The following is a 26940-nucleotide window of genomic DNA, read 5'->3' on the forward strand; positions in this document are numbered from 1 at the left end:
CGCTGGTCGGGCACGACGAGCAGCGCGCCCCGCCCGGCGGCGACGGTGGCCGCGGTGGCCTCGGCCAGCCGCTGCGCCCAGTCCTCACCGGGCAGGGCCTGCCAGACGGCGTGCGCCGCGCGGCCCCCGGACAGGGCGTCGAGCAGCGCGGGACCCCGGGGGTAGCGGCTCCATCCCGGCTCGGCGGGCGCCGCGTACGGCGTCGGCACCGGCGGCTCGGGCGGATGACCGGACCTGGCCGCCTCGGCCTCGACGCGCGCGTGCCGCGGAGGGACGGCGAGCCGCAGGACGTCGGCCATGACCCCGGCGCTGCGATCGGCGACGGCCCGGCACAGCGCCGCCACCTCGGGCGTGAGGGCCGGCTCCGGTGACACCACCTTCTCGACCCAGGCCAGCGTGCCCGTGTGCTCGGAGTCGGCGGCCCGTTCGAGCAGGAAGCCGTCCACCAGCCGCCCGGCGAACCGGACGCGCAGCCGCACCCCGGGCACGGCGGCGCCGTCGAGGTGCTCGGGCACCCGGTAGTCGAACGGGCGGTCCAGATGGGCCAGCGCGACGTCCACGGCGACCCGCGCCACGGGCAGCGCGGCGGCGGGCCGCCACTCCCCCCGGTTGCGCGCCGCCATCACCCCTCCTCGCATCCGCCCCCGTGTCCCGGGTTCGCGGCGCATCCTTCCCGACGGGACCGACAGTCCGGGCCGGCGGTCCGGCAGAGGTCGACGTCAGAGGTTGACCTGGTCGTGCCGGGCGTAGAACGCGGTCCACTCCTGCGCCGACAGCACCCGCCCGCTCTCGCGGATCTCGGCCAGCTCACGGAAGAAGTCCTCCCGCGCGATGCCGGGTGTGAACAGGATGAGGAACTCGGTCTCGGTGTCGGCGTCGTTGCGGAACCCGTGCACACCCCCGTCGGGCACATGGGCGAAGTCACCCGGCCCGAACGCCGACCACATCGTGCCGTCGAAGATCGTCAGCTCACCCGAGACGACGTAGAAGGACTCCGAGAACGTCCGGTGGACGTGCGGGCCGGGCCCGGCCCCGAGCGCCGCCATCCGGTAGCTGAACAGGCCGAAGCGGCCGGCCGTCACTGATCCGGGTGCGACGAAGCGCACCGACGGCGGCCCCGCCAGGTCCGGCGGGTCCGCCGCGCGGTGCACCGTGACGGGCGCCCCCAGCGCCTCCGGGTAGCTCATCCGCCGCTCCGTGCCGACTCGTGCGCCGGATCGTGTCGACTCGCGGGGGTGGGCGGGACCGGCATCGTGCGACTCGCGCTCAGGCGCCCGCAGCCGACTTCAGGGCGTCGGCGCGGGCCGTGCTCTCCCACGGCAGCTCGACGTCGGTGCGGCCGAAGTGGCCGTACGCGGCGGTCTGCGCATAGATCGGGCGGAGCAGGTCGAGGTCGCGGATGATCGCGGCCGGTCGCAGGTCGAAGACCTCCGAGATCGCCGACTGGATCCTCACGGGGTCGACGTTCTCGGTGCCGAACGTCTCGACGAACAGCCCGACGGGCGCCGCCTTGCCGATCGCGTACGCAACCTGCACCTCGACGCGCTCGGCCAGACCCGCCGCAATCGCGTTCTTGGCCACCCAGCGCATGGCGTAGGCCGCGGAACGGTCGACCTTCGACGGGTCCTTGCCGGAGAACGCGCCGCCGCCGTGGCGGGCGAAGCCGCCGTAGGTGTCGACGATGATCTTGCGGCCGGTCAGGCCCGCGTCGCCCATCGGACCGCCGACGACGAACCGGCCGGTCGGGTTGACCAGCAGCTTGTAGTCCGACACGTCGAGACCGATGGCGCCCAGCTCGGGCAGCACGACGTGCTCACGGATGTCGGGGGCCAGCATGCCGTCGAGGTCGATGTCGGCGGCGTGCTGGCTCGACACGACCACCGTGTCCAGGCGCACGGCCTTGTCGCCGTCGTAGGCGATGGTGACCTGGGTCTTGCCGTCCGGGCGCAGGTAGGGCAGGACGCCGGACTTGCGGACCTCCGTGAGGCGACGGGCCAGCCGGTGCGCGAGCGCGATCGGCAGCGGCAGCAGCTCCGGGGTGTCGGTGTTGGCGTAGCCGAACATGAGGCCCTGGTCGCCGGCTCCCTGGCGCGCGATCTCGTCCTCGGACAGCTCGACGCGGCTCTCGTAGGCCGTGTCGACGCCCTGCGCGATGTCGGCCGACTGCGAGCCGATCGCGACGTTGACACCGCAGGAGTTGCCGTCGAAGCCCTTGGCCGACGAGTCGTAGCCGATCTCGAGGATCTTCTCGCGCACCAGTGTGGGGATGTCGACGTAGGCGCTGGTGGTGACCTCGCCGGCGACGTGCACCTGGCCCGTGGTCACCAGCGTCTCCACCGCCACGCGGCTGCGGGGGTCCTGCGCCAACAGGGCGTCGAGCACCGTGTCACTGATGGCGTCGCACATCTTGTCGGGGTGACCTTCGGTCACCGACTCACTGGTGAACAACCTCGCGTTCGCCACGCGGCACTCCATCTCCTGCTCGTCCCATCGCCGCGGTGCTCCGCAAGGCGATCCCGGCACGCGAGAGTAGTCGCTGGCCGGGTCTCGACCGTTAGGTGCCGCACATGTCACGTTCATGACTGTCCGTGATGTCGTGCCCGACACGGCCACCCGACGTCAACCGTTCCGGTGATGTCACAGCAGGTAGCGAATCGGTAACGGCCGCGCTCGTTGGGCGGGGGGAAGACCCCATTTCATGACGGAGGAACGCTGAACATGAACCCTCGACTGACGATCCGCCGACACGGCCGCGCCTTCGCGGTGGTCGGCGCGCTGGTCGCGGTCAGCGCCACCACCACGATGGCACTGGTCGCCGGCACCGCCGCCGCAGCTCCCTCGGCGAGCCAGCCGGGCAAATGCGTCGACAACGTGAACGTCCGCTCCGAGCCGAGCGCCGACGCGGAGATCGTCGCCGTCTGCGAGAGGGGGACGGCCGTGCAGGTCGACCAGACCCGCAACGGGTTCGTGCACCTCGTCGATCTCAAGGGCTGGGCAGCCCGGGAGTACGTCTCGGTGAACGGCAAGACCCCGCCCAACCCGTCCTCGCGCGCCACCACGACCCCGACGGCCGCACCGACGACCACCGGCGGCCAGGGCAGCGGCGAGCGGGGTTCCGCACCCACGGCCGGCGACACCCCCGGCACGAGCGGCAACGACATCGGCAACCAGAACGCCGGTGACCCGACCACCGACCCCGGCCAGAACAGCACCGGCTCCTCGGACCAGGGCAACGGCCAGAGCCCGTCCCGGGGCCTGTTCGGCTGACTGCACCGCATCTCCCGCTGAGCCTCCCCGCGGGGCGGGCCGCGCCGGGTCACCCCGATGACCTGTGCGGCGCCCGCCCCGCGGGATGCACGGCGACCGGCCTGCCCGGAGTGGTCCTTCCCGTCAGAGGCGGGCCGCGACCGCGTCCCACACGCGCGACGCGAGCAGCCCCTTCGACCCGTTCGCCAGGACACTCTCGGTGCCATCGGCACCGAGCAGCCAGCCCGCATTGTCGGCCACCTCGAACGCCCGGCCGTCGCCCACCGCGTTGACGACCAGCAGGTCGCACCCCTTGCGGACGAGCTTCTCACGGCCGTAGTGCAGGGCGTCGTGGTGCTCGTCGCCCGTCTCGGCGGCGAAACCGACCACCATCTGGCCCGGCTCGCGCCCGCCGACGAGCTCCACGAGGATGTCGGGGTTCTTCGCCAGCCGCAGGGGATCCGGCTCGGCCGCACTCTTCTTGATCTTGTGCCCGACGAGCGACACCGGCCGGAAGTCGGCGACGGCCGCGGCCATGACGACGGCGTCGGCCCCCTTCGCCGCCGCCAGCATCGCCTCGCGCAGCTCCGCCGCCGAGCCGGCGTGCACGACGTCGACGGCGGCGGGCGCGGCGAGGTCGGAGGTGTGGGCCGAGACGAGCGTGACGGCCGCGCCCCGCTGGGCGGCGACCCGCGCGAGCGCGTAGCCCTGCCGCCCCGACGACCGGTTGCCCAGGTACCGGACGGGATCGAGGGCCTCGCGCGTGCCGCCCGCGGAGACGACCACGCGGCGGCCGGCGAGATCGCGCGGCAGCGCGTCGGCGCGCTCCAGCAGCAGCCGGGCGAGATCGGCGATCTCGGCGGGATCGGGCAGGCGGCCGGGGCCGGTGTCCTGGCCGGTCAGCCGGCCGGAGGCGGGCTCCAGCACGACGACGCCGCGCGAGCGGAGCAGCTCCACGTTGGCGCGCGTGGCGGGGTGCTCCCACATCTCGGTGTGCATGGCGGGCGCGAACAGCACCGGGCAGCGCGCGGTGAGCAGCGCGGCGGTCAGCAGGTCGTCGGCCCGGCCCTGCGCCGCCCGGGCCATCAGATCGGCCGTGGCGGGCGCGACCACCACGAGATCGGCCTCCTGGCCGAGCTTGACGTGCGGCACCGAGGGCACGTCGGCGAAGACGCCCGTGCGCACGGGGTGACCGGAGAGCGCCTCGAACGTGGCGGCCCCGACGAACTCGAGTGCCGAGGCCGTGGGGAGCACGCGCACGGAGTGGCCGGTCTCGGTGAGCCTGCGGAGGATCTCGGCGCTCTTGTAGGCCGCGATCCCCCCGGCCACCCCGAGCAGCACCCGGGGCGCCTCCCGCACGGCTACTGCTCGCCCTCGGTGTGCTCCAGCAGGCCGGCCTGGATCTCGCGCATGGCGATCGAGAGCGGCTTCTCACGCGGACCCGGCTCGACGAGAGGGCCGACGTACTCCAGCAGGCCCTCGCCCAGCTGCGAGTAGTAGTCGTTGATCTGGCGGGCGCGCTTGGCCGCGTAGATGACCAGCGCGTACTTGGAGCTCACCTGGCCGAGGAGGTCGTCGATGGGCGGGTTGGTGATGCCCTCGGGAAGTGCGCCGGCGGTGACGCCGGTCAGCGGCATGCTCACTCAGAAACTCCTGTAAGGGGTGCGTGACCGTCCGGACGTGCACGGCCGACCAGCAAGTCTACCAACCGCATCGCGACGTCCTCGACATCACGGTTGACCAGCTCCACATCGAACTCGCTGCGGGCGGCGAGCTCCTCGCGGGCGGTCTCCAGGCGGCGGGCGAACTGCTCCGCCGACTCGGTGTTGCGGCCCTTCAGCCGGCGCTCCAGCTCCTCGAACGACGGCGGCTCGACGAACACCGAGATCGACTCCGGCATCGCCTTCTTCATCGAGCGGGCGCCGTGCAGGTCCACCTCCACCAGCACCGGGAGTCCCCTGGCGAGGGCGTCCTCGACGGGCCCCCGCGGGGTGCCGGAGCGTTGCAGGCCGCCGTGGATATCGGCCCACTCCAGCAGCTCCCCGCCCTCGATCATCCGCGCGAACCCCTCGGGCCCGACGAACCGGTAGTGCACGCCGTCCACCTCGCCGGGACGGGGGTCCCGTGTGGTGGCCGACACAGAGAAGTACAGCTCGGGCAGCTGCCGGCGCAGCTCCGCCACGATGGTGCTCTTGCCGACGCCGGAGGGGCCGGCCAGAACGATCAGCCGGCCCCTCCGGGTGTCGTGCGGTGAGGGTGTCACCCCTCGAAGTGGGTCAGCAGTGCCTTGCGCTGCCGGTCGCCGAGACCCTTGAGGCGCCGCGACTGCGCGATCTCGAGCTGCTCCATGAGCTGGGCCGCGCGGACCTTGCCGACCCCCGGCATGGCCTCGAGCAGTGCCGAGACCTTCATCTTGCCGAGGACCTCGTCGGTGTCGGACTGCTTGAGCACCTCGCCGATGGTGGTGCCGCCGCGCTTGAGCCGGTCCTTCAGCTCGGCCCGGGCCCGGCGCGCCGCGGCCGCCTTCTCCAACGCGGCAGCACGCTGTTCCTCGGTCAGCTGGGGAAGGGCCACGGTCTCCTCCGTCTTTCGTCCTGCGCCGCGTCTTCAGTGGCGCATTGTCACCGCCTCACGGGCTTGCCCGTTCGGTCGATCCGAACGTACTCAGGCGTACCCCCGAAGGGGAAACGGGGGGTGCCACCTGTGGGTTTGCTCTCGCACCACCCCGTCGGGGTGATACCACGAACGGGCGACGTCGACGGAGCCCGACGCGCCCGCTCACCGCACTGTGAGCACCGTCCCTGGATCGCGAGGGTCACCCCGGGTGCCCGGCCGGCCACATACCGTGCGATTCGGTCCAGCTCGTCATCGGTCCGTCGGGGGGTGTCGTGGGTCATCACGAGCCCACGCACGCCGCAGCGGGCAGCAGAGTCCACCGCATCGTCGACCGCGGCGTGCCCGAACGCGTCGGTGAGCTGCCGTTCCGACGCGGTGAACCGCGCGTCGTGCAGCAGGACGTCGACGCCGGTCGCGGGTCGTTCCGCCGAGCTGCTCCGACGCGGTCGCCGACATCGCACCCCTGCGGTACCGGCCGCCCGTCGCCTTCATCGCCGTGATCCTGGTGGCCCCGCTCGCCGTGCTGTCGGCGAACGCACTCGCCGCGCGGCCACCGCGGCACCGACGGCCCGATCGGCGGCAACGGGGCCCGCCAGGCGGCCGCGTCGCGCTCCCGGAGCGGGGATGGGGCACACGCGGTGGAGCAGCCGCCCCGGCGCTCAGACCGCCGCGCTGAGCTCGTCCCGCAGCGACTCCGCCGCCCCGCGCAGGGTGGCCACGTCCGGGCCCGCGTTCAGGACCGACCGCGACGCCGCCGGCAGCACGATCCCGGCCAGTCCGGCGAAGCGCGCCGGGATGTCGGCCGGTCCCGCGCCCTGGACGCCGAGCCCCGGGGCGAGCACCGGCCCGTTGAGGGCCGAGAGGTCGAGGCCGTGGTCCGTCGTCGCCCCGATCACGACGCCCACGTCCCCGAGCGGCTCGGCGCCGGCGTTGCGCTCCGCCGCGGCGTCCACCACGTACTGCGCGACGGTCCGCCCGCCCACCGACGCGAGCTGCACCTCCTCGCCCTCCGGGTTGGACGTGCGGGCCAGCACGAACACCCCGCGGTCCGCGTCGGCGGCCGCGTCCAGGCCCGGGGCGAGCGAGCCGAACCCGAGGTAGGGCGAGAGCGTCACGGCGTCCGCGCCCAACGGAGCCCTCACCGCGAGGTAGGCGTCGGCGTAGCCGTCCATCGTGGAGCCGATGTCACCCCGCTTGGCGTCGAGGATCGCCAGCGTCCCGGTACCGGCGAACGCCTGCAGCACCCGCTCCAGCACCGCGATCCCCCGCGAGCCGTGCCGTTCGAAGAACGCCGACTGCGGCTTCACGACGGCGACGTGACCGGCGAAGGCCTCCACGCACGCCATGGCGAAGGTCTCGAGCCCGGCGGTGTCGTCGGTGAGGCCCCAGCCGGCCAGCAGGCCCGGGTGCGGGTCGATCCCGGCGCACAGGTTCCCGTGCGAGGCGACGGCCGCGGTGAGCCGCGCGCCGAACCTGCCGGTCACCGCAGCCTCCAGACGGGCACGTGCGTGGAGCAGTCGTCGCTCACTGGGACTTCCGCAGCGCCGCGTGGGCGTCCTGCAGCGATCGGACGCCGATCTTGCCCGCCTTCATCGCCTCGATCCCCTGCACCGCCGCCGCCGCGCCCTGCACCGTCGTGACGCACGGGACGCCGCGCGACACGGCCGCCGCACGGATCTCGTAGCCGTCCACGCGGGGGCCGGAGTTGCCGTACGGGGTGTTGATGATCAGGTCGACGTCGCCGGCGAGGATCCGGTCCACGATCGTCTCCTCACCGCCGCCCGCTGTGACGTCGCTGTGCTTGCGCACCACCGTGACCGCGAGCCCGTAGCGGCGCAGCACCTCGGCCGTGCCCTCGGTGGCGAGCACCTCGAAGCCGAGGTCCGCCAGGCGCAGCACCGGGAAGATCATCGCGCGCTTGTCGCGGTCGGCCATCGAGACGAACGCACGCCCCGACGTCGGCAGCGACCCGTACGCCCCGGCCTGCGACTTGGCGAACGCCGCCCCGAACGAGGCGTCGAACCCCATCACCTCGCCGGTGGACTTCATCTCCGGCCCGAGCAGCGGATCGATGTTCTTGCCCTCGCGCGTGCGGAACCGGTTGAACGGCAGTACCGCCTCCTTGACCGCGATGGGCGCATCAGGCGGCAGCACGCCCCCGTCGCCCTCGGCCGGGAGCAGTCCCTCGGTGCGCAGCTCGGCGATCGTGGCGCCGAGCATGATCCGCGCTGCCGCCTTGGCCAGCGGCACGGCCGTCGCCTTGGACACGAACGGCACCGTCCGCGACGCGCGCGGGTTGGCCTCCAGCACGTAGAGCGTGTCGCCGTGCAGCGCGTACTGGACGTTGAGCAGCCCCCGCACCCCGACGCCGTGCGCGATGGCCTCCGTGGAGCGGCGGACCGCCTCCAGCACGGAGCTGCCCAGCGTGATCGGGGGCAGCGTGCAGGAGGAGTCGCCGGAGTGCACCCCGGCCTCCTCGATGTGCTCCATCACGCCGCCGAGGAACACCTCGGTGCCGTCGCACAGCGCGTCGACGTCGATCTCCACGGCGTCGTCGAGGAAGCGGTCGACGAGCACCGGGCGCTCGTCGCTGATCGTGGTGGCCCGCGAGATGTAACCGCGCAGCGTCTCGTCGTCGTAGACGATCTCCATGCCACGCCCGCCGAGCACATAGGACGGGCGGACGAGCACCGGGTAGCCGATGCGCGCGGCGATCTCCTGCGCCTGCGGGAACGACGTGGCCATCCCGAACGCGGGCGCCGGGAGGCCGGCCTTGCGGAGCACCTCGCCGAACGCGCCGCGGTCCTCGGCCAGGTCGATCGCGGCCGCGGAGGTCCCGACGACGGGCACGCCCGCCGCGGTGAGGCGGGCGGCGAGCCCCAGCGGCGTCTGCCCGCCGAGCTGCACGATGACGCCCGCGACGGTGCCGCTCTGCTGCTCGGCGTGCACCACCTCGAGCACGTCCTCGAAGGTCAGCGGCTCGAAGTACAGGCGGTCGGCGGTGTCGTAGTCGGTGGAGACGGTCTCGGGGTTGCAGTTGACCATCACGGTCTCGAACCCGGCCTCGCGCAGCGCCATCACCGCGTGCACGCACGAGTAGTCGAACTCGATGCCCTGCCCGATCCGGTTGGGCCCGGAGCCGAGGATGAGCACCTTCGGCTTCTCGGTCTGCGGCGCGATCTCCGACTCCGCGGACGGGTCGGTCTCGTAGGCGCTGTAGTGGTACGGGGTCTTCGCGGCGAACTCGGCCGCGCAGGTGTCGACCGTCTTGTAGACCGGCCGGATCCCGAGGCGGTGGCGCAGGGTGCGCACCCCGTCCTCGCCGGCGAACTCGGTGCGCAGCGCCGCGAGCTGGCGGTCCGACAGACCCGCGCGCTTGGCCCGGCGCAGCAGCCGCGCGTCCAGCACCGGAGCGGCGAGGATCTCCTCGCGCAGCTCGCTGAGCACGGCGATCTGGTCGAGGAACCAGGGGTCGATGCCCGAGGTCTCGGTGACCTGCGCGACCGACGCGCCCTCCCGCAGCGCCCGCTCGACGGCGTAGATGCGCCCGTCGACGGGAGTGCGGATCTCGGGCTCGCCGTCGGGATCGGGCGTGGTCCAGAAGCCCGCCGCGGTGGTCTCCATCGACCGCAGGGCCTTGCCCAGTGCCTCCGGGAACGACCGGCCCAGCGCCATCGCCTCGCCGACGCTCTTCATCGTGGTGGTCAGCTCGGGGTCGGCGCCGGGGAACTTCTCGAACGCGAACCGCGGCACCTTGACGGCCACGTAGTCGAGCGTGGGCTCGAACGCGGCGAGGGTCTCGCCGGTGATGTCGTTGCGGATCTCGTCGAGCGTGTAGCCGACGGCCAGCCGCGCCGCGATCTTCGCGATCGGGAAGCCGGTGGCCTTCGACGCCAGCGCGGAGGACCGCGAGACGCGCGGGTTCATCTCGATGACGACCAGGCGCCCGGTGTCGGGGTTCACGGCGAACTGGATGTTGCAGCCGCCCGTGTCGACCCCGACCGCGCGCAGCACGGCGATGCCGACGTCGCGCATGTGCTGGTACTCGCGGTCGGTGAGCGTCATGGCCGGGGCGACGGTGATCGAGTCACCGGTGTGCACGCCCATGGGGTCGATGTTCTCGATCGAGCAGATGACGACCACGTTGTCGTTGCGGTCGCGCATGAGCTCGAGCTCGTACTCCTTCCAGCCGAGCACCGACTCCTCGATGAGCACCTCGGTGACCGGCGACGCGGCGAGCCCGCCGCCCGCGAGGCGGTCGAGGTCCTCGTCGGTGTGGGCCATGCCCGAACCCAGCCCGCCCATCGTGAACGACGGCCGGATGACGACGGGCAGCCCGAGGTCGGCGGCGGCGGCGCGCACCTCGTCCATGGAGTGGCAGACGGCGCTGCGCGGCACCTCGCCGCCGACGCCCAGCACGATCTCCTTGAACTTCAGCCGGTCCTCACCGCGCTGGATGGCCTCGACGTCGGCGCCGATCAGCTCCACGCCGTAGCGCTCCAGCACGCCGTTCTCGTGCAGCGCGACGGCGGTGTTGAGCGCCGTCTGGCCGCCCAGCGTCGCCAGGATCGCGTCCGGTCGCTCGGCGGCGATGACCTGCTCCACGAACTCGGGCGTGATCGGCTCGATGTAGGTGGCGTCGGCGAACTCGGGGTCGGTCATGATCGTCGCCGGGTTGGAGTTCACCAGCGACACCCGGATGCCCTCGGCCTGCAGCACGCGGCAGGCCTGGGTGCCGGAGTAGTCGAACTCGCATGCCTGGCCGATCACGATCGGGCCGGACCCGATGACCATGACGTGCCGGATGTCGTCGCGCTTAGGCACGGGCGTCCTTCGTCTCGATGGCAGCGGGGCTCATTCGCCACCTCCTGCCAGGTGGTGGCGCCCCGGGGGGTTCATCAGGTCCACGAAGCGATCGAACAGGTCCATCGCGTCGTGCGGGCCCGCCGCCGCCTCAGGGTGGTACTGCACGCTGAACGCGGGCACGTCGAGCGCGCGCAGGCCCTCGACGCAGCCGTCGTTGGGGCAGGTGTGGGTGATCTCGGCCGGGCCGAACGGGGTGTCGAACCGCTCCCCCGCCTCGCCCTCGACAGCGAAGCCGTGGTTCTGCGACGTGATCGCCACACGACCGGTGGCGTGCTCGACCACCGGGATGTTGATGCCGCGGTGGCCGTAGCGCAGCTTGTAGGTGCCGCGGCCGAGCGCCCGGGCGAGGATCTGGTTGCCGAAACAGATGCCGAACAGCGGGATCCGCCGCTCCAGCACCTGCCGCGTCAGCTCCACGGGACCGTCGGCGGTGGCCGGGTCGCCCGGGCCGTTGGAGAGGAAGAACCCGTCGGGGTTGAGCGCCTCGATCTGCTCGATCGTCGTCGACGCGGGCAGCACGTGGGTCTCGATGCCGCGCGCCGCCAGCATCCGCGGGGTGTTGGACTTGATGCCGACGTCCAGTGCCGCCACCCGGAACCGCGGCGTGCCCACGGCGGGCACCACGTAGGGCTCTGGGGTGGTGACGGCGCCGTAGAGGTCGGCGCCCTCCATCGGCGGGCTGTCGAGCACGCGGGCCACGAGCTCGGCGTCGGACGCGAGGTCGTCTCCCGAGAAGACGCCGGCCCGCATCGCGCCGCGCTCCCGCAGGTGGCGGACCAGCATGCGGGTGTCGACGCCGGCGACCCCGACGATCCCCTGCGCGGCGAGCGCCGCGTCCAGGGTCCTCGTGGAACGCCAGTTCGACGGTGAACGGCTCGGGTCGCGCACAACGTACCCGGCCACCTGGATGGCCGCGGACTCGTCGTCCTCGTCGTTCCAGCCGGTGTTGCCGATCATCGGGGCGGTCTGCACCACGATCTGGCGGTGGTACGAGGGGTCGGTCAGCGTCTCCTGGTAGCCGGTCATGCCGGTGGTGAAGACCGCCTCGCCCAGGCCGGTGCCGGTGGCGCCGTAGGCCTCGCCGCGGAAGATCTTGCCGTCCTCGAGGACCAGTAGGGCGTCAGACATGCGCCACCTCTCCATCCTTAGCGGTCACGCGTCCGCGCAGCACCGTCGCGACCACCGTGGCCGGCAGCCGCATGCCCTCGTACGGCGTGTTGGACGAGCGGCTGGCCAGCTTCTCGCCCCGCACCGTCCACACGCCCTCGGGGTCGACGAGCACCAGGTTCGCGGGCTCGCCCTCCGCGATCGGACGGCCCTGGTCGGGCAGCCCGGCGATCTCGGCGGGGCGCTCGGACAGGACTCGGGCGACGCCGCGCCAGTCCAGCAGCCCCGGCTCGACCATCGTGTGGACCACCACCGAGAACGCCGTCTGAAGCCCGAGCATGCCGGGCTTGGCCGCGCCCCACTCGGTGTCCTTGTACTGGCTGGCGTGCGGGGCGTGGTCGGTGGCGACGACGTCGATGACGCCCTCGGCCAGCGCCTGCCGCATGGCTTGCGTGTCGGGCCCGGTGCGCAGCGGCGGGTTGACCTTGTTGACCGGGTCGTAGCTGGTGAGCCGGGCGTCGGTGAGCAGCAGGTGGTGCGGGGTGACCTCGGCGCTCACCCGCACCCCGGCGGCCTTCGCCGCGCGCAGCACGTCGATGGTGCGGGCGGAGCTGACGTGGCAGACGTGCAGCGCGGCTCCGGCCTCGCGGGCCAGGGCGCAGTCGCGGGCGACGATCGTCTCCTCGGCGGTGGCCGGCCAGCCGGCCAGCCCCAGCCTCGAGGCGACCACGCCCTCGTGGGCCTGCGCGCCGCCGGTGAGGCGGTGGTCCTCGGCGTGCTGGGCGATCACGACGTCGAGCGCGGACGCGTACTCCAGCGCGCGGCGCATGATCAGCGGGTCGTTCACACACTTGCCGTCGTCGGAGAACATCCGGACCTGCGCCCGGCTCTTGGCCATCGTGCCGAGCTCGGCCATCTTGGCGCCCTCGAGCCCCACGGTGACCGCACCGACCGGGTGGACGTCGACGAGCCCGACCTCCTCGCCGCGACGGCGCACGTGCTCCACCACGACGTCGGTGTCGGCCACGGGGCTCGTGTTGGGCATCGCGAAGACCGCGGTGTACCCGCCCAGCGCCGCGGCGGCCGAGCCGGTGGCGATGGTCTCGGACTCCTCGCCCCCTGGCTCGCGCAGGTGGGTGTGCAGGTCGACGAAGCCCGGCAGCAGCACGAGCCCGGCGGCGTCGATCGTCTCGGCGCCGTCGGGAGCGGTGAGGCCGGTGCCGATCGCGGTGATCACCCCGTCCTCGACGAGCAGGTCGACCGCGTCGCCCTCGCCGTAGGGCCGGGCGTTGGTCAGGAAGAGAGTCATTCGGGAGCTCCGGCCAGGAGGTGGTAGAGGACGGCCATTCGCACGTGCACGCCGTTGCGGACCTGCGCCAGCACCGCCGACGCCGGCCCGTCCGCCACGGCGGGCGCGATCTCCATGCCGCGCACCATCGGGCCCGGGTGCAGGACCACGGCGTGGTCGGGCAGCAGGCCGGCGCGGTCCTCGGAGAGGCCGTAGCCGATCGCGTACTCGCGCGAGGAGGGGAAGAACGAGCCGTGCATGCGCTCGGCCTGCACGCGCAGCATCATCACGGCGTCGAGCGCGGGCAGCTCGGCGTCGAGCTCGGGGCTGACCCGGCACGGCCACTCCTGCACCCCCACGGGCAGCAGGGTGGGCGGCGCGATCAGCACCACCTCCGCGCCGAGGGTGGCGAGCAGGAAGACGTTGGAGCGCGCGACCCGGCTGTGCAGGACGTCGCCCACGATCCCGATGCGGCGCCCCGCGATGGACCCGAGCCGGTCCCGCAGCGTGGCGGCGTCGAGCAGCGCCTGCGTGGGGTGCTCGTGCGTGCCGTCGCCGGCGTTGACGATCGACGTGTGCGTGCCGGTCATGGCCGCGTCGCGGTCGGCCCAGGCGGCCAGCCGGTGGGCCGAGCCCGAGGCGGGGTGCCGCACGATCACGCAGTCCGCCCCCATCGCCGAGAGCGTCAGCGAGGTGTCGCGCAGGGACTCGCCCTTCGCCACCGACGAGCCCGACGCGCTCACGTTGACGGTGTCGGCGCTCATCCACTTGCCCGCGATCTCGAACGAGACGCGCGTGCGTGTGGAGTTCTCGTAGAACATCGTGATGACCGTGCGGCCGCGCAGGGTGGGGAGCTTGCGCACCTCGCGGCCCAGCAGGGCCTGCTTGAGCCGGTCGGAGGTGTCGAGCAGGGCGGTGGCCGCGGCGGCGTCGAGGTCCGTCACCGAGAGCAGGTGCTTCACGAACCGCCCCCGGGGAGCCGGCCCAGCTTCACGGCGTCGCTACCGTCGATCTCGTCCAGGAGCACGAGGATCTGCTCGTCCCGGGCCGTCGGCACGTTCTTGCCCACGTAGTCGGCGCGGATCGGCAGCTCCCGATGCCCGCGGTCGACGAGCACGGCGAGCTGCACCGCGCGAGGGCGACCGTGGTCGGAGAGAGCGTCGAGCGCGGCCCGCACGGTGCGGCCGGACATCAGCACGTCGTCGACGAGGACGACGAGCGTGTCGTCGAGACCGCCCTCGGGCACCTCGGTGTCCTCCAGGGCGCGCGCGGGCCGGCGGCGCAGGTCGTCGCGATACAGCGTGGGATCGACCGAGCCGACCGCCGGCGCGCTGCCCTCGAAGTCGGCGATCGCCGCCGCGATCCGGCGGGCCAGCACGGCGCCGCGCGTGGGGATGCCGATGAGCACGACGTTCTCCGTGCCGGCGGTCTTCTCGATGATCTGGTGCGCGATACGCGCGATGGTGCGGGTGACGTCGGCGGCGCTGAGCAGCTCCCGGGCGGGAGGGGCCACGCCTGCCTGGTCCCCGCGGCGGTCGTCCGCCACGAGTAACTCCTTCCCCGCCTCACCGGACGGGCCTTAAAGGAACGGTCCTGGTTCAGGGCCGGCGACACGACCGTACCAGCGGGTCCGTGCGGCAGCCCCATCCGGAGGCCCGACATCGGGAGTGTCACACCGGTGTGTGAGCGTGGACGACACCCACTCGTACCCCACTGGCCACGGCACTGTCACCATCGCACGGTGAGTACTCGGCGTTGGCCCGGCGTAACGCCAGGCCCGCGCATGTCGATCAGCCGTTCGAGTGGTCTCGGCGCCCAGCGGCACCATCAGGGGGTACGCGGCTTGACCGATCGGCGGTGCGAGCGCATGATTACTCTCCGTATTGATTCCTTGTTCGCAGGGTGGCCGCGGAAGCGGGGGGCACCACCTGGCGGAACAAGGGCCCCGCAGTTCCCGCGCCACGGCTCCCAGCGCACCACACAGTCAGCACCAGGGTCGGTTGCCCAACGTCCGCGGCGGGCCCGACGGACCAGCAAGTGAGGAGGTCGCCAGATGGGCGACTACGCCAAAGCGCTCGGCGGCAAGCTGCGCGCGATCCGGCAGCAGCAGGGGCTGTCGCTCCACGGGGTGGAACAGAAGTCGGGCGGCCGCTGGAAGGCGGTCGTCGTGGGCTCCTACGAGCGTGGTGACCGTGCCGTCACCGTGCAGAAGCTGGCCGAGCTGGCCGACTTCTACGGAGTCCCGGTGGCCGAGCTCCTCCCCGAGGGCCGGGTCCCGTCCGGTTCCGAGCCGGCGACGAAGATCGTCATCAACCTCGAGCGGCTCCAGCAGCTCCCCGCCGACAAGGTGGGCCCGCTCGCCCGTTACGCCGCCGCGATCCAGAGCCAGCGCGGTGACTACAACGGCAAGGTCCTCTCCATCCGTGCCGAGGACCTCCGGTCGCTGTCGATCATCTACGACATGACGCCCGGCGAGCTGACCGACCAGCTCATCGACTGGGGCGTCCTGCCCCCCGAGGCGCGTCCCGCCTCGTAGCCCGACCGGGCCAGGCACCTGGGGAAGGGTGCCGGACCCGCCGGATCACCGGAGCCGCACCGGCCGTCCGCAGTGGATTCCCCCACAGCGGAGGGCCGGTGCGGCTCCGTCATGTGTGGGCCACGCCCCACATCCGACGACGGAGGCGCGCCCCCGTCAGGCCGGGACCGTGTCCTTGCGCGCCCCCGCCCGGCGGGCCAGGAGCACCATCAGCACAGCGGGCCCCAGGCCGAGGGCCGAGAGCAGCGCCCCCGCCCCGGGCGGTGCCGCCAGCCCCAGGCCCGCCGCCAGGACGAGACCGCCGAGCGAGGCTCCCAGCGCGTTGGCGAGGTTGAACGCCGACTGGATCGTCGCCGACGCCAGGGCGGGCGCGTCTCCGGCTGCGTCCATGACGACGGACTGCACCGCGGGCACCATCGCCACGCCCGTCGCCCCGACCCCGAAGACCATGACCGGGGCGAGGACGGGCGAGTGCACCGCGAACACGGAGACCGCCAGCAGCAGCGTCTGCCCGGCGAGCAGGCCGATCACCACCCGCCAGGGGTCGAACCGGTCGGCCAGACGGCCGCCCACCACCGAGCCCACGGTCATGCCCAGGCCGAACACGCCCAGCAGCACCGGGATCGCGGCCGTGCCGAAGCCCGCGAGGTCGGTCATCATCGGCGTGATGAACGTGTAGAACGCGAACAGCCCGCCGCATCCGATCACCACCGTGCCCAGCGCCAGCAGCACAGCGGGCTTGCCCAGCGCGGCGAGCTCGGAGCCGAGGCTCGGGCGGGCCGTCACGGCGTCGCGCGGCACCGTGACCAGCATCCCGGCCACGCACGCCAGCGCGAGCACCGTGATGAGGACGAACGACAGCCGCCAACCGGCGAGCCCGCCCAGCAGCGTCGCAGCCGGCACGCCGACGAGGTTGGCGACCGTCAGGCCGAGAAGCATCGACGCCACCGCCGACGCCCGGCGTCGCTCCGGCACCAGTGACGCGGCCACCAGCGCCCCGACGCCGAAGAACGCCCCGTGCGGCAGCCCGGACAGGAAGCGGGCCACGAGCAGCAGCCCGAAGCTCGGCGCCACCGCGGCGAGGCCGTTGCCCGCGGCGAAGAGGCTCATGAACAGCAGCAGCGCGGTCCGGCGGGGTAGCCGCACGGCTGCGGCGGTGAGCAACGGGGCGCCCACGACGACGCCGACGGCGTAGGCGGTGACGAGGTTGCCCCCGACGGGGAGGGTCACGGACAGCTCGGTGGCGATGCGGGGCAGCAGACCCATCACGGCGAACTCGGTGAGCCCGATGGCGAATGCCCCCAGCGCCATAGCGAGGATCGCGATCGGCACGGCGGTACTCCAGAACGGACGACAGGACGATGGACGGCCCGGACTCGTCGTTGCGGCAGGCCGAACAGAACGCTACGCCGCGCATCGAATCGATTCGACATGAATGCGGCGTGGCGCTGACCACGTACCCGGATAGACGAACGGCACCCTCGTCGGTACCTGTCCGACGAGGGCGCCGTGCGTTCGGAAGCCGTCAGCGCGTGGCGCGCAGGTGCTCCGCGATGTCGGCGATGCGGCCCAGCACGCCGTTGAGGAACCTCGGGCTGTCGTCGGTCGACAGGGTGCGCGCGAGCTCCACCGCCTCGGTGATGGCCACGGGGTCGTCGATCTCGTCGACCCACAGCAGCTCGAACACCCCGATGCGCAGCAGCGCGCGGTCGACGGCCGGCATGCGCGCCACGGTCCACCCCTCGGCGTGCTCCGACAGCAGCTGGTCGATGCGCTCGCGGTGCTCGACCACCCCGCGCACGAGCATCGCGGCGTAGTCGGACACGGGCGGCGCGTCGTCGGTCTCGCGGCGCTGCGTCAGCACCTCGAGGGGATCCTCCCGCCGCGCCTCGGACTCGAAGAGGATGTCGAGAGCGCGTTTCCGCGCCTTCGTACGCGCACGCAACATCAGCTGGAGATGCGGCCGAGGTAGCGCCCGTCGCGGGTGTCCACCTTGACCTTCTCGCCGGTGGTGACGAACAGCGGCACCTGGATCTCCGCGCCCGTCTCCAGTGTGGCCGGCTTGGTGCCACCAGTGGAGCGGTCGCCCTGCAGGCCGGGGTCGGTGTGCGAGATGACCAGCTCCACCGAGGTGGGCAGCTCGATGTAGAGCGGAACGCTCTCGTGCAGCGCCACCATGGCCGTCTGGTTCTCCAGCAGGTAACCGGCGTTGCTGCCGACCGTGATCTCCGGGATCGGGATCTGGTCGTACGTGTCGCCGTCCATGAACACGAAGTCGGAGCCGTCGCGGTAGAGGTAGGTCATGTCGCGCCGGTCGACGGTGGCGGTCTCGACCTTGGTGCCGGCGTTGAAGGTCTTGTCCACGACCTTGCCCGTCATCACGTTCTTCAGCGTGGTGCGTACGAAGGCGCCGCCCTTGCCGGGCTTGACGTGCTGGAAGGCCGTGACCGTCCACAGCTGGCCGTCGAGGTTGAGCACCAAGCCGTTCTTCAGGTCGTTCGTGGTGGCCACGTGCGTACATCTCCTGCGTCTGTGCTGGGCGCGGGGAGTCGTCACGCGCCGGGTCTGCTGATGCGCGGCGCCGTGATCGGCGCCGCTGTCTGGCGCCTCCGCGGGAAAACGTGCGTCGGCGCTGTCGTCCGATGTCCAGGGTACCGGTCCACCCCGGCTAGATCTCGAGCAGCTCCTTCGTGGTGAGCGTGAGCAGCTCGGGCCCCGCGGCGCGCACGACCAGCGTGTCCTCGATGCGCACGCCGCCCCGGCCCTCCAGGTACACCCCGGGTTCGACGGTGACGGCCATACCCGCCGCGAGCGTGCCGGCACCGGACTTGGCGAGGGCGGGAGGCTCGTGGATCTCCAGGCCGACGCCGTGCCCCAGCCCGTGCACGAACTCGTCGCCGCGGCCGGCGTCGTCGATCACGGAGCGGGCGGCAGCGTCGACGTCGGCGACGTCGGCGCCGAGCGCCAATGCCTTCCGTCCGGCCTCCTGCGAGGCCGCCACCAGCGCATACAGCTCGCGCTGCCAGCCGGCGGCGGGGCCGAGAACGACGGTGCGCGTCATGTCGGAGTGGTAGCCGCCGACGAGCGCGCCGAAGTCCATCTTCACCAGGTCGCCGCGCCGCAGCACCGCGTCGGTGGGCCTGTGGTGCGGGATCGCGGAGTGCGCGCCCGCCGCGAGGATCGTCTCGAACGACGGGCCGTCCGCGCCGTGGGCGCGCATCCGGTTCTCCAGGTCGAGCGCCACCTCGCGCTCGGTGCGGCCGGGCACCAGCCCGCCGGCGGCGATGAGGTCGCCGAGCGCGGCGTCGGCGGCGGCGCAGGCCTCCCGCAGCACGGCGATCTCGGCGTCGTCCTTTATCAGGCGCAGCTGCTGCACGAGGCCCGGCGCGCGCTCGAGCCGCGCGTGCTCCGCGGCCTCGCACAGTGCGGCGTGCTCGTCGACGGTGACGTGGCCGGACTCGAACCCGACCAGGCCCCGCGCGACCCGGGCGAGCGCGAGCGCACTGCCGCGGTCGATCACCGTCTCGAGGTCGGACACCTCCTGCGCCGACTGCGTGCGGTAGCGGCCGTCGGTGCAGAAGCGGCTGGCCGCGTCCCCGTCGACGTGGACGAGCAGCGCACCGTTGGAGCCGGTGAACCCGGTGAGGTAGCGGACGTTGACAAGGTCGGTGACCAGCAACGCGTCCAGCTCGGCGGCGCGCAGCAGGCCCCGCAGGGCGTCCCGGCGGGCGGCGGTCACTGCTCGGCGATCCAGCGCAGCGCGAGCGTGTAGCCCGTGACCCCCAGCCCGACGATCACCCCGCTCGCCACGTCGGAGATGTAGGAGTGGTGGCGGAACTCCTCGCGCTTGTGCACGTTCGAGATGTGCACCTCCACCAGAGGTGCGGTGAGCTGCGAGCACGCGTCGCGGACGGCGACCGAGGTGTGCGTCCACGCCGCGGCGTTGAGGACGACGGGCGTGCCCGCGTCGGCGGCCTCGTGCAGCCAGCCCAGCAGCTCGCCCTCGTGGTCGGTCTGCCGGACGTCGACGTCGAGGCCCAGCTCGGAGCCGATCTTCTCGCAGAGCTCGACGAGGTCCGCGTAGGTGGTGCGGCCGTACACGGTGGGCTCGCGGGTGCCGAGGCGGCCGAGGTTGGGGCCGTTGAGGACGAGGACCGGCGTGGTCACGAGGACACCGCCGCGTACGCCTGCTCCAGCAGGGCGGGCTCGGGGCCCTCGAGCCGCACGGGCTGCGCGAGGGCGTCGAGGACCACGAAGCGGAGCATCCCCGCACGGGACTTCTTGTCGCCGCGCATGCTCTCGACCAGCTCGGGCAGTACCCCGGCCTCGTACGACACGGGGAGCCCGACCGAGCTCAGCACCGCGCGGTGGCGGTCGGCCGTGGCGTCGTCGAGACGTCCGGCGGCCCGCGCGAGCTCGGCCGCGAACACGAGCCCGACGCTGACGGCGGCCCCGTGGCGCCACCGGTACTCCTCGCGGCGCTCGATCGCGTGGCCGAGGGTGTGTCCGTAGTTGAGGATCTCGCGCAGGTGCGACTCGCGCAGGTCGGCCGCGACGACGCCGGCCTTGACCCGGATCGACCGCTCGATGAGCTCGGCCAACACGGGTCCGGCGGGGTCCAGCGCGGCGGTGGGGTCGGCTTCGATCAGATCGAGGATCACCGGGTCCGCGATGAAGCCGGTCTTGATGATCTCCGCGCTGCCCGCGACGATCTCCGACGCGGGCAGCGTGTCGAGCGTCGCGAGGTCGACCAGCACAGCCGATGGCTCGTAGAACGCGCCGACGAGGTTCTTGCCGGCGGCGGTGTTGATACCGGTCTTGCCGCCGACCGCCGCGTCCACCATCGCGAGCAGCGTGGTCGGTACGTGGACGACCTTCACCCCGCGCATCCAGGTGGCGGCGACGAAGCCGGCGAGGTCGGTGGCCGCTCCCCCGCCCAGCGACACGACGACGTCCTGGCGGGTCAGCCCGACCCGGCCGCATACCTCCCAGCAGAACCCGGCGACCGCGAGCGCCTTGCCCTCCTCCGCGTCGGGGATCTCGACGCGGTGGGCGTCCACCCCGACGGCGAGGAGTGACGCGCGCACCTGCTCGGCCACATCGGCGAGCGCGGGCTGGTGGATGAGCACCGCCGACGACGCCCCGAGCTCCACCACGGTGGCAGGCAGGCGTCCGCGCACCCCGCGCCCGACCAGGACCGGGTAGGGCCGCTCGGTGGCCACATCGATCCGGACGATCTCGTCCACGCCCGCGGGCCCTGCCGTTGACGGCGCCGCGTCCGGTGCTCCGTTGTCCACGAGGCCGACCTTACCGACGTGGCCATCCGCCGCCCGCGCCCGTCACCGGGCACGATCGCCGGGCCGGGGTCAGTGCCGAGCGGTCGGGTCCGGGAGGGGGGTCGCGCCTGCGGCGTGCGCACCGAACGGGGTGGGGACGTCGAGCGGATCGTCGGGGTCCAACGGGTCGGCGGGAGCGCTCGCCGGGACCTCGCCGATGGCCTCCAGCACCGCCCGCGCCACCTGGTTGGCGCTGCGGCGGACCGTGTCGATCTCGTGGGTGGCGACCTCGCGGTACAGCGGCGCCCGCGCGTCCAGGAGCGCCTTGAACGTGGCCCGCGGGTTCACCCCGGCCAGCAGCGGGCGAGCGGTGGACATCCCGGTGCGGCGCAGCCCGTCCGACAGCCCGACCTGCAGGTGTACGACGCGGTGCCCGCGCAGCCGTGCGCGCGTCTCGTCGGCCATCACCGAACCACCGCCGAGCGCGAGGACCCCGTCGGTGACGGTGAGCGCCTCGGCCACGACCTCGCGCTCCAGCGCGCGGAACGCGGGCTCGCCGTCCTGCAGGAAGATGTCCGCGATCGGCTTGCCCGCCCGCTCGACGATCAGCGCGTCGACGTCGGTGAACTCCACCCGGAGACGGCGCGCCAGCACGCGACCGACGGTGGTCTTGCCGGCGCCGGGCGGGCCGACCAGCACGAGGATGGGACGCCTGTCGGAACTCACCGGCGACAGCCTAGCGACCTCCGGGCGAGCGTCACGACGCCATACGCTCCCGCCGGCCCGGCCGTCACGCAACCGGGGGCCGAGCGTCCCCGGACGGGCCCGATTCGATTGTCGGATACGCTCCGGCCGCGGCGCAGTAGCCGGGCCGTGACCTACATGGCACCGGCTGTCGTACGAGTTGCACGAACAGGAGTTCCGGGTTGGACGACGCAAGCGGACCTGCTCCCCGGCCCGCACCGGACCGCACGACCGTTGCCCCCGCCGCCCACGGGCCGGCACCCCGGGTGGCGCGATGACGGCCGGACGCGAGGAGCCTGCGGCCCCTCCCCTGCACCCCCGCGGCGAGGGCGACCTGCCGCAGTCTCGCGAGCAGCCCCCGCTGCCACGCCGCTCGCAGCAGCAGCACCTCGATCCCCAGCTGCGTGTTCCGGGCGGGCGCGGCGACGGCACGCCGTTCTCCGCCTTCGCCGCCCCCGAAAGGTCGACGGAGCCGGCGCGGGACGTACCAACCGGTCCCCGGGCGGCCGAGTTCCGCGACGGCATCGCGCGCGTGCGCGGCCCCGTGACCGAGGACCCGGCGACCGACGAGGGCTGAGGCCTGGCGCGGCCCGGCTGCCCGTTCCACCGGAACCAGGTCCGGCCCGGTGGGCGCGAGGTCGGATCAGGCCCTGGGCTCGTGGGCGACGAGACCGGCCTTGGCGGCGGCCTCGGTGTAGGACCGCAGGTTGCGACGCGTCTCCTCGATCGAATCGCCGCCGAACTTCTCGACGGCCGCGTCGGCCAGCACCAGCGCCACCATGGCCTCCGCCACCACGCCCGCGGCCGGCACCGCGCAGACATCGGACCGCTGGTGGATGGCCTGGGCCGCCTCACCGGTGGCGACGTCGATGGTCTGCAGCGCGCGAGGCACGGTGGAGATCGGCTTCATCGCCACGCGCACCCGCACCGGCTCGCCGTTGGTCATGCCGCCCTCGATGCCACCCGCGCGGTTGGACAGCCGCTTGACCGGGTCGCCGGGGACGATCTCGTCGTGGGCCTCGCTGCCGCGGCGGTGGGCGGTGCGGAAGCCGTCGCCGATCTCGACGCCCTTCATCGCCTGGATCCCCATGAGCACCCCGGCGAGCCGGGCGTCGAGCCTGCGGTCGGACTGGACGTACGACCCGAGGCCGACCGGCAGCCCGTAGGCGATGACCTCGACGACGCCTCCGAGCGTGTCGCCGTCGCGCTGGGCGGCATCGACCTCGGCGACCATCGCCGCCGTGGCCGCGTCCGAGAAGGCCCGTACGGGGCTGGCGTCGACCCGCTCCAGATCGTGCGGGCCGGGCAGCTCGTCGTCGGGGGCGTCGACGCTGCCGAGCGCCACGACGTGCGAGACGATGTCGACGTCGAAGGCCTGCTTGAGGAACGCCCGGGCCACGGTGCCGAGCACCACCCGGGAGGCTGTCTCGCGGGCGCTGGCGCGCTCCAGCACCGGGCGGGCGTCGTCGAAGCCGTACTTGGTCATCCCCGCGAGGTCGGCGTGACCGGGACGGGGCCTCGTCAGCGGCGCGTTGCGGGCGCGGTTCTCGATCAGGGCGGGGTCGACAGGGTCGGCCGCCATGACCGTCTCCCACTTCGGCCATTCGGTGTTGCCGATACGGACGGCGATCGGGCCGCCCTGGGTGACCCCGTGGCGGACGCCGCCGATCACCTCGAGCTCGTCGGCCTCGAACTTCATCCGCGCACCCCGGCCGTAGCCGAGACGGCGGCGGGCCAGCTCCGAGGCCAGCTCCTTGGTGGTGATCTCGACACCGGCGACCATGCCCTCGAGGACGGCGACCAGTGCGGGACCGTGGGACTCCCCGGCGGTGATCCAGCGCAGCACGGCGACCATCCTCCCACCCGCCCCGGCCACGGCCCTCACCCCGTCCCCGCTCCGACCGCCGCCGCTGTGGCCACCACCGAGCAGGCCACGAGCATGGACGGCCCGTGGGGCACGGCACCCCCGCGCCCCACCCGGCCGCGCACCATCCCGGCCACGGCTCCGGCGCCCGTGAGCAGCGCGGCCAGCACCAGTGCGAGCACCGGAGCCGACCACGACGACGCGGTGAGCACGGCGCCCAACGAGCCGGCGAGCTTCACGTCGCCCGCCCCCATGGCCCGGGGCACCACCAGGTGCACGGCCGCGTGGACGGCGACGGCGGCCACCGCCCCGATCGCGCCGCGCACCACCGGCCCGGGGCCCAGCGGGGCGAGCAGCACGAGCGCGACCGGGAGCGCCGGCAGGGTGAGGGCGTCGGGAAGCCGGCGGTGACGCAGGTCGACCACACCCGCCGCAGCGGCGAGCCAGCCGAGCCCGAGCAGCGCGGGGACCCATCCGCCCGGCACAACGCCGGCCGCCCAGGCCCCGCCGACGAGCGCCCACAGCACACCCACGGCGACCTCGCACACCGGCGCCCGGACGCGGGCCCCACGGCGCATCCGCGCGAGCAACCACCGCGCGCCGGCTCCTGCCTGGGCACCGAGGCCGCCGGCCACCACTGCCGCGGCCACGACGAACAGGCCCGGCGGGACCGCGCCGCTCACCACGGGGACCGCGCGATCGGCCCGGCCGGCTCCCGATCCCCGCCCGGCCGGCCCTTCTCCGGGACGGACCCGGCACCGAGGCCGGCCGCCTGGTCACCGCACCCGGCGATCGTGCCGGCGGCCGGGCCGGGACGCGGCGCGGTGGCCGGGCTGAACCACCGCCGCCGACCACCGCGTGCCCGTTCACCCCGGCCCGGCCCGGCCGCGGCCTCCACCAGCCGGGCGACGGGGAATGTCGGTACGGCCCGCGATCTGTGTTCTCCGGATCTCATGGCGTCGATGTTCGATGGGCACGCGCACTCCGCGCCAGCCCCACCCGGGAACTGTGGACGGCCGGCCCTCGATGGGGACAACCCGCCCACGGGCATACCGGTGACGTGCGGGAACGTTGGTGCCCGGTGATAGCCCGGTCCCCGCTACGAGGAGTACGCATGCCCGTCGACCCCGGCCTGCTCGACCTGTTCGCCACCCAGCGCGGCGGCACCCTGCTCACTATCAAGCGCGACGGCCGCCCGCAGGCGTCCGTGGTCACCCACGCCTTCGACCCGGAGACGCGGACACTGCGCGTCTCGATCACCGAGCCCCGAGCGAAGACGCGTAACCTGCGCCGCGACCCGCGGACGAGCTACATGGTGACCTCCCCCGACCTGCGCGCCTACGCCGTCGGTGACGGCACCGCCGAGCTCACGCCGCCCGCGGCCGACCCCCACGACGCGACGGTCGAGGCGCTGGTGGACCTCTACCGGGCCGTCGGCGGCGAGCACCCCGACTGGGACGAGTACCGCGCGGCCATGGTCGCCGACCAGCGAGTGATGCTGACGCTCCGACTGGACCACGTCTACGGATGGGTGATGCCCGCGTCCTGACCGCGCCACCGGCCACCGGCCACCGGCCACCGGGGCGCATGATCACCGGGAGCGGGCAGGAGCGGTCACATGTGGCGCCGCGTGCCGACTCCTGACGATCATCGAGGTGGCCCCGGCCCAGCGCGGCTCGCCACTGTGCGGCTCACCGCACCGCCGGACCGCCACACCACCGGACCGCCACACCACCGGGACAGGGCCGCAGCACCGCGACCACATGTCCCGCCGGGACCGGCACCCCGCGCGCTCAGGAACCCCGCGCGGCCTCGTCCAGCAGCGTCGTGACCGGCCCCGGGTCGCCAACGGCCAGGAGCAGCGCGCCGGGCCCGTCGAGGGCGGTCCACGCCCAGCGCACCCCGCTGACCTCCCCCGCGCCCCGCCGGTCGCCGGGGTCGCCTGCGACCAGCAGCGTCCCCACCGCGCGCGCCCCCGCGGTCACGGCCGGGCCTCGGAGGGCGGGGTCGGCACCGCCGAGCAGCGTGGTGTGGGCCAGCAGCGGATCGTCGCCGACCGTGACGTCGAGCCGGCCGCGGTACCGGCCCCCGGTCCGGCCGTGGCGGCCGAGCACGACGATCTCCCGCACGACCGCGGTGGCGTCACCGGCCAGCGCGATCCGCAGGCTCGTGTCGAAGGCGGCGCCGTCGGTGACGACGGTCGGCTCCGGGGCCCAGTCCAGCCGTCCGCCGGCACCGACGTCGACGGTGGCGTCCCAGCGGGCCGGTTCCGCGCCCCGCCCGAGCTGCACCATCGTCGCTCCGGCGCTGCGCACCCGCAGTGCCGTGCCGGCCCCCACGGTCACGCCGAGCGACAGCACGTCGCCACCGAGCGGCCCGCCCGCCCCGTGCACCAGGTGGACCTGCTCGTCGCCGGTCGGCCGCAGGACCACGGGCCAGGCGTGCGACCAGCGGATCCGTGGCCTTCCGCCGTCCCGGTCGACGGTGAGGGTCGCCGTGGCGGTCAGCCCGTCGCGGTGGGTACCCGGGGCGGGGACGACGGCCGTCACGGACGCCGGGCCCGCACCTGCGCGGTGATCCACTCCATGATCGGGGCGGCGTCCGGCTGCTCCCGCAACGAGACGAGCACTGTCGAACGTCCCTCGCGGACCTTCTCGGCATCGACCCGCATGACCTCGAGATCGGCGCCGACCAGCGGCGCGAGGTCGATCTTGTTGATCACCAGCAGGTCCGACCGCGTCACGCCGGGCCCGCCCTTGCGCGGCACCTTGTCGCCGCCGGCCACGTCGAGCACGAAGATCTGGGCGTGCACGAGCCCGTAGCTGAACGTGGCCGTGAGGTTGTCACCGCCGCTCTCGACGAGCACCAGATCGGGGTCGTGCCGTGCCTCGAGGGCCTCGACCGCGTCAAGGTTGGCGGTGATGTCGTCGCGGATCGCGGTGTGTGGGCAGCAGCCGGTGCGGACGGCGCGGATCCGGTCGTCGGGCAGGACGCCGTGGCGGCGGAGGAACTCGGCGTCCTCCTCCGTGTAGATGTCGTTGGTGACGACCACCAGCGACAGCTCGTCGCGCAGGGTGCGGCACAGGGCGGCGACCAGCGCCGTCTTGCCGCCCCCGACGGGCCCGCCGATCCCGATCCGTAGCGGTGCCGCGGGCCCGGCGGCGAGCGGAGCGTGGGCGTGAGCGGTGAGCAGATCGTCACGATGCAAAGAGAGTCGCCTCCGAGATGTCGTGGAGCTGGGCGAGGACGTCGTGCAGGGGGCTGCCGTCGGCCGGGAGCAGGCCCGGGTCGTCGGCCAGGACGGCGAGGGCGGCGTCCGCGGCGGCGTCGGCGGCCACGGGATCGGCGGACCGTCCCGCCACCACGGCCGCGGCGGCCACCGCGAGCGGGTCGAGCC

The 26940-nt window shown here is 73.4% G+C and carries 27 protein-coding genes and 2 pseudogenes; 4 read left to right on the forward strand and 25 right to left on the reverse strand.

Annotation, left to right across the window (positions count from 1 at the left end; translation table 11 throughout):
* The 3 genes and pseudogenes from JWR81_RS22915 to metK form a co-directional block, all read right to left on the reverse strand.
* Positions 1-623: pseudogene (locus JWR81_RS22915) on the reverse strand (primosome assembly protein PriA); the annotation flags it as partial.
* 96 nt (positions 624-719) lie between these two features.
* Positions 720-1187, reverse strand: coding sequence for a cupin domain-containing protein (locus JWR81_RS22920; RefSeq protein WP_297656771.1), 468 nt, complete (start codon positions 1185-1187; stop codon positions 720-722).
* Between the two features lie 79 nt (positions 1188-1266).
* Positions 1267-2463, reverse strand: a complete 1197-nt coding sequence (gene metK / locus JWR81_RS22925) for a methionine adenosyltransferase (protein WP_297656774.1) — start codon at positions 2461-2463, stop codon at positions 1267-1269.
* Between the two features lie 255 nt (positions 2464-2718).
* Between metK and JWR81_RS22930 the strand changes: the two genes are divergently transcribed.
* A complete protein-coding gene (locus tag JWR81_RS22930; protein WP_297656777.1) occupies positions 2719-3267 on the forward strand; it encodes an SH3 domain-containing protein in 549 nt (182 codons plus the stop codon).
* Positions 3268-3390: 123 nt separating this feature from the next.
* On the opposite strand, the gene coaBC is transcribed toward JWR81_RS22930, so the two are convergent.
* The 10 genes from coaBC to pyrR all read right to left on the reverse strand — a co-directional run bounded on the left by coaBC (position 3391) and on the right by pyrR (position 14669).
* Positions 3391-4605, reverse strand: a complete 1215-nt coding sequence (gene coaBC / locus JWR81_RS22935) for a bifunctional phosphopantothenoylcysteine decarboxylase/phosphopantothenate--cysteine ligase CoaBC (protein WP_297656780.1) — start codon at positions 4603-4605, stop codon at positions 3391-3393.
* A 2-nt stretch (positions 4606-4607) separates the two neighbouring features.
* On the reverse strand, positions 4608-4883 hold the full coding sequence (gene rpoZ, locus JWR81_RS22940; RefSeq protein ID WP_297656846.1) for a DNA-directed RNA polymerase subunit omega: 276 nt from the start codon (positions 4881-4883) through the stop codon (positions 4608-4610).
* 2 nt (positions 4884-4885) lie between these two features.
* The gene (gene gmk, locus JWR81_RS22945; protein WP_297656783.1) at positions 4886-5509 is read right to left on the reverse strand and encodes a guanylate kinase; all 624 of its coding nucleotides are present in this window, start codon (positions 5507-5509) and stop codon (positions 4886-4888) included.
* Positions 5506-5820, reverse strand: a complete 315-nt coding sequence (gene mihF / locus JWR81_RS22950) for an integration host factor, actinobacterial type (RefSeq protein ID WP_297656786.1) — start codon at positions 5818-5820, stop codon at positions 5506-5508. The genes gmk and mihF overlap by 4 nt, the downstream gene beginning before the upstream one ends.
* Positions 5821-6521: 701 nt before the next feature.
* On the reverse strand, positions 6522-7346 hold the full coding sequence (gene pyrF / locus JWR81_RS22955; protein WP_297656789.1) for an orotidine-5'-phosphate decarboxylase: 825 nt from the start codon (positions 7344-7346) through the stop codon (positions 6522-6524).
* Positions 7347-7386: 40 nt separating this feature from the next.
* On the reverse strand, positions 7387-10686 hold the full coding sequence (carB, locus tag JWR81_RS22960; RefSeq protein ID WP_297656792.1) for a carbamoyl-phosphate synthase large subunit: 3300 nt from the start codon (positions 10684-10686) through the stop codon (positions 7387-7389).
* Between the two features lie 30 nt (positions 10687-10716).
* Positions 10717-11856: a glutamine-hydrolyzing carbamoyl-phosphate synthase small subunit gene (carA, locus tag JWR81_RS22965; protein ID WP_297656804.1), complete on the reverse strand. Its 1140-nt coding sequence runs from the start codon at positions 11854-11856 to the stop codon at positions 10717-10719.
* Positions 11849-13144 carry a dihydroorotase gene (locus JWR81_RS22970; RefSeq protein ID WP_297656807.1) on the reverse strand — a complete coding sequence of 432 codons (1296 nt, stop codon included), beginning with the start codon at positions 13142-13144 and terminating at the stop codon, positions 11849-11851. Before JWR81_RS22970 ends, carA begins: the two co-directional genes overlap by 8 nt.
* Positions 13141-14085 (reverse strand): aspartate carbamoyltransferase catalytic subunit, encoded by a 945-nt coding sequence (locus JWR81_RS22975; RefSeq protein WP_297656810.1) that lies wholly within the window; start codon positions 14083-14085, stop codon positions 13141-13143. Before JWR81_RS22975 ends, JWR81_RS22970 begins: the two co-directional genes overlap by 4 nt.
* A complete protein-coding gene (gene pyrR / locus JWR81_RS22980; protein ID WP_297656813.1) occupies positions 14082-14669 on the reverse strand; it encodes a bifunctional pyr operon transcriptional regulator/uracil phosphoribosyltransferase PyrR in 588 nt (195 codons plus the stop codon). Before pyrR ends, JWR81_RS22975 begins: the two co-directional genes overlap by 4 nt.
* Before the next feature lie 507 nt (positions 14670-15176).
* Here pyrR and JWR81_RS22985 point away from each other — a divergent pair.
* Complete coding sequence (locus JWR81_RS22985; RefSeq protein ID WP_297656816.1) at positions 15177-15659, forward strand: transcriptional regulator; 483 nt, start codon at positions 15177-15179, stop codon at positions 15657-15659.
* 156 nt (positions 15660-15815) lie between these two features.
* Here JWR81_RS22985 and JWR81_RS22990 read toward each other — a convergent pair whose 3' ends face one another.
* The 7 genes from JWR81_RS22990 to JWR81_RS23020 form a co-directional block, all read right to left on the reverse strand.
* Positions 15816-16991 carry an MFS transporter gene (locus tag JWR81_RS22990; protein ID WP_297656818.1) on the reverse strand — a complete coding sequence of 392 codons (1176 nt, stop codon included), beginning with the start codon at positions 16989-16991 and terminating at the stop codon, positions 15816-15818.
* Positions 16992-17184: 193 nt separating this feature from the next.
* Positions 17185-17604, reverse strand: coding sequence for a transcription antitermination factor NusB (gene nusB / locus JWR81_RS22995; RefSeq protein WP_297656850.1), 420 nt, complete (start codon positions 17602-17604; stop codon positions 17185-17187).
* A 2-nt stretch (positions 17605-17606) separates the two neighbouring features.
* The gene (gene efp / locus JWR81_RS23000; protein ID WP_297656821.1) at positions 17607-18170 is read right to left on the reverse strand and encodes an elongation factor P; all 564 of its coding nucleotides are present in this window, start codon (positions 18168-18170) and stop codon (positions 17607-17609) included.
* 157 nt (positions 18171-18327) lie between these two features.
* Positions 18328-19398: a Xaa-Pro peptidase family protein gene (locus JWR81_RS23005; protein ID WP_297656824.1), complete on the reverse strand. Its 1071-nt coding sequence runs from the start codon at positions 19396-19398 to the stop codon at positions 18328-18330.
* Positions 19395-19826, reverse strand: coding sequence for a type II 3-dehydroquinate dehydratase (gene aroQ, locus JWR81_RS23010; protein ID WP_297656827.1), 432 nt, complete (start codon positions 19824-19826; stop codon positions 19395-19397). Before aroQ ends, JWR81_RS23005 begins: the two co-directional genes overlap by 4 nt.
* Complete coding sequence (aroB, locus tag JWR81_RS23015) at positions 19823-20905, reverse strand: 3-dehydroquinate synthase (protein ID WP_297656853.1); 1083 nt, start codon at positions 20903-20905, stop codon at positions 19823-19825. Before aroB ends, aroQ begins: the two co-directional genes overlap by 4 nt.
* Positions 20906-21025: 120 nt before the next feature.
* Entirely contained in the window at positions 21026-21640 is a 615-nt protein-coding gene (locus JWR81_RS23020; RefSeq protein WP_297656856.1) for a shikimate kinase, read from the reverse strand.
* A gap of 313 nt (positions 21641-21953) precedes the next feature.
* On the opposite strand from JWR81_RS23020, the gene JWR81_RS23025 reads away from it, so the two are divergent.
* Positions 21954-22256: a hypothetical protein gene (locus JWR81_RS23025; protein ID WP_297656830.1), complete on the forward strand. Its 303-nt coding sequence runs from the start codon at positions 21954-21956 to the stop codon at positions 22254-22256.
* Between the two features lie 66 nt (positions 22257-22322).
* Here JWR81_RS23025 and aroC read toward each other — a convergent pair whose 3' ends face one another.
* Positions 22323-23525 carry a chorismate synthase gene (gene aroC, locus JWR81_RS23030; RefSeq protein ID WP_297656833.1) on the reverse strand — a complete coding sequence of 401 codons (1203 nt, stop codon included), beginning with the start codon at positions 23523-23525 and terminating at the stop codon, positions 22323-22325.
* Between the two features lie 35 nt (positions 23526-23560).
* On the reverse strand, positions 23561-24226 hold the full coding sequence (locus JWR81_RS23035) for an A24 family peptidase (RefSeq protein ID WP_297656836.1): 666 nt from the start codon (positions 24224-24226) through the stop codon (positions 23561-23563).
* Between the two features lie 431 nt (positions 24227-24657).
* On the opposite strand from JWR81_RS23035, the gene JWR81_RS23040 reads away from it, so the two are divergent.
* Entirely contained in the window at positions 24658-25092 is a 435-nt protein-coding gene (locus JWR81_RS23040; RefSeq protein WP_297656840.1) for a PPOX class F420-dependent oxidoreductase, read from the forward strand.
* Between the two features lie 244 nt (positions 25093-25336).
* Here JWR81_RS23040 and JWR81_RS23045 read toward each other — a convergent pair whose 3' ends face one another.
* From JWR81_RS23045 to JWR81_RS23055, 3 genes and pseudogenes are all read right to left on the reverse strand, one after another.
* Entirely contained in the window at positions 25337-26092 is a 756-nt protein-coding gene (locus JWR81_RS23045; protein WP_297656843.1) for an urease accessory protein UreD, read from the reverse strand.
* A complete protein-coding gene (gene ureG, locus JWR81_RS23050) occupies positions 26089-26736 on the reverse strand; it encodes an urease accessory protein UreG (RefSeq protein ID WP_297656859.1) in 648 nt (215 codons plus the stop codon). The genes JWR81_RS23045 and ureG overlap by 4 nt, the downstream gene beginning before the upstream one ends.
* Before the next feature lie 4 nt (positions 26737-26740).
* Positions 26741-26940: pseudogene (locus JWR81_RS23055) on the reverse strand (urease accessory protein UreF); the annotation flags it as partial.

The sequence above is a fragment of the Pseudonocardia sp. genome (genome assembly GCF_025965585.1).
Taxonomy (GTDB): Bacteria; Actinomycetota; Actinomycetes; order Mycobacteriales; family Pseudonocardiaceae; genus Pseudonocardia.